The sequence below is a fragment of the Vibrio sp. 10N.222.48.A3 genome (genome assembly GCF_041475345.1).
Taxonomy (GTDB): domain Bacteria; phylum Pseudomonadota; class Gammaproteobacteria; order Enterobacterales; family Vibrionaceae; genus Vibrio; species Vibrio tasmaniensis_A.
Window position 1 is genome coordinate 1 of record NZ_JBFRVX010000828.1, and the last position, 2167, is coordinate 2167.

Here is a 2167-nt window from a genome sequence, read left to right on the forward strand (position 1 = left end):
AGGTGTATCTTAAAGAAGTCGTAGAGGGGAGTGACACCTACCTTAGTATTCGAGTTCGCGACACCGGTATTGGTATATCTAAAGAAGCACAAAAACGTATTTTTAAACCGTTTGAACAAGCTGAGTCTTCGACTACGAGACGCTTTGGCGGTACTGGTCTCGGGTTAGCGATTGTGAAGAAAATTGCCCAATTGATGGAAGGCAGTATTAGTGTCACCAGTGAAGAAGGGATAGGCACCAGCTTCGATGTTCGCTTGAAGATTAAGCCTTGCCAGCCTGGCGAAATAGAGAGCTTGCCACATAAAAAGTTAGATTACTCTGGCTTGAAGGTACTGATTGTCGAAGATAACCGAACCAATACAGTCATTATTGAAACTTTCATGAGCAGTAAAGGCTTTACTTGTAAGAGCGTCGAAAATGGTGAACTTGCGATACAAGCCGTGGTGGCTGAGCGCTTTGATTTGGTATTAATGGATAACCATATGCCAGTGATGGACGGCGTTGAATCAACCACTGCAATTCGAGCTTTGATAGGTGAGATATCATCGGTACTGGTGTTTGGTTGTACGGCTGATGTCTTTAAAGAGACTCGCGAACGTATGCTTGGTGCGGGTGTGGATTATATTATTGCCAAACCGATTGATGAGCGTGAGTTGGATGATGCGTTATTCCGCTATTCAAACAAGCTTTACCAATACCATGAAGTTAGAGCTAATGATCTTGATAGCCTAGATGTAGAAAAAAACGATTCGCAAAGTAACAGCGAGTCACTACCTAAACCTGATCTACGAAACAAAGATAACACAGAAGAGCTACTCGTCACGCTGTACGTTGCGCTCGAAGATAATAACTTAGCGCTGATTAAGTCTGCATTAGAGAGCTTGCGTGTTCATGCTGAACCTATGAATAATGCAAAGCTCACAGATCACGTCGATAAAGCTTTAGAGCAGGTTTCTCTCGGTTTCACTCCTGAACAAGAAATCATCAATAGCATTACGGTAAATCTTCCTATGGCATAGTTGTTGTTTAATTACGGAAATATAATAACAAATCGCTCGTTATTTGACCTTTGTGGGTTTTGTTGGTGGAAGTGACTGCTTTTAAAGTGGTTTTTGGTTGTTAATTTACAACTTTATTTTTAATTTGGAATGTATGACTGCTTATATTGTGATTTAATAGTGACATTATCTGGCTAGGTGTAATCTAGCCTTGTTTATGTGTTGTTAAATCACTAATTAAGTAGTGATATATTTTAGGTTTATCGTCAATGAAGTCTCGTGGTCCATTCTGTATTCGAAACGCAGCTGCGGATACATTCGCTATGGTCGTTTTCTGTTTTATTTCTGGAATGATTGTTGAAGTGTTTATTTCTGGTATGACGTTTGAGCAGTCTCTTGCTTCTCGAACGTTATCTATTCCGGTAAACATAGCTATCGCTTGGCCTTATGGAGTCTTTCGTGATTGGTTCTTGCGTAACGGCGCAAAGCTTTCACAAAGCTCATTGATGAAAAATTTGTCTGACTTGGTGGCGTACGTGTTATTCCAGTCACCTGTGTATGCCGGTATTTTATTGGCAGTAGGTGCTTCGAGCGACCAGATTGTTACGGCTGTCACCAGTAACGCTGTTATCTCATGTGGTATGGGCGTGCTGTACGGTTATTTCTTAGATATGTGCCGTAAATGGTTTAGAGTTCCGGGCTACTATCAACAAGCTTAAGAAAAGCAACAAGCGTAAGTACAACGATAGAATGAAATTTGGTTTGTTTTTGATCTAATGAGTTAATTTGTAATCGAACAAACTGAAAAAGGCACTTTTTTTGATAATGCCTCTTGACCAAAGCAAGCAGAATCAATAAAGTAGCGCCTCGTTGAGTGACAAGCTCAACACACAATTTGTGGAAGGATGGCTGAGTGGCTTAAGGCGCTCGCCTGGAAAGCGAGTATACGTTTATAGCGTATCTGGGGTTCAAATCCCCATCCTTCCACCACTATTCAAAACCCTAGCAGAAATGCTAGGGTTTTCTCGTTTTAGAGCACCTATATTTTATCTCTATCTCTAGCCCAATGTCCTTTGCCTAGTTATCACGCCTTCCAACGCTATTTATGACCACTTGCTTACTGTGATTGGTATTATACCAATCGTAGTAAATAACTGGTCACCCTAGCT

The 2167-nt window shown here is 41.0% G+C and carries 2 protein-coding genes and 1 tRNA gene; all 3 read left to right on the forward strand.

Annotation, left to right across the window (positions count from 1 at the left end):
* Nucleotides 1–1019 (forward strand): ATP-binding protein (locus AB4653_RS20395; protein ID WP_372105182.1); only part of this gene is annotated, 1019 nt, incomplete at its 5' end.
* A 248-nt stretch (nucleotides 1020–1267) separates the two neighbouring features.
* Nucleotides 1268–1717 (forward strand): L-alanine exporter AlaE, encoded by a 450-nt coding sequence (locus AB4653_RS20400; protein WP_009846408.1) that lies wholly within the window; start codon nucleotides 1268–1270, stop codon nucleotides 1715–1717.
* Between the two features lie 180 nt (nucleotides 1718–1897).
* Nucleotides 1898–1988, forward strand: a tRNA-Ser gene (locus AB4653_RS20405).
* Nucleotides 1989–2167 lie beyond the last annotated feature (179 nt).

Bases quoted from the DNA above. Each gene is read 5' to 3' on its own strand.
- AB4653_RS20400 (WP_009846408.1), top strand. From the start codon at position 1,268: ATGAAGTCTCGTGGTCCATTCTGTATTCGAAACGCAGCTGCGGATACA.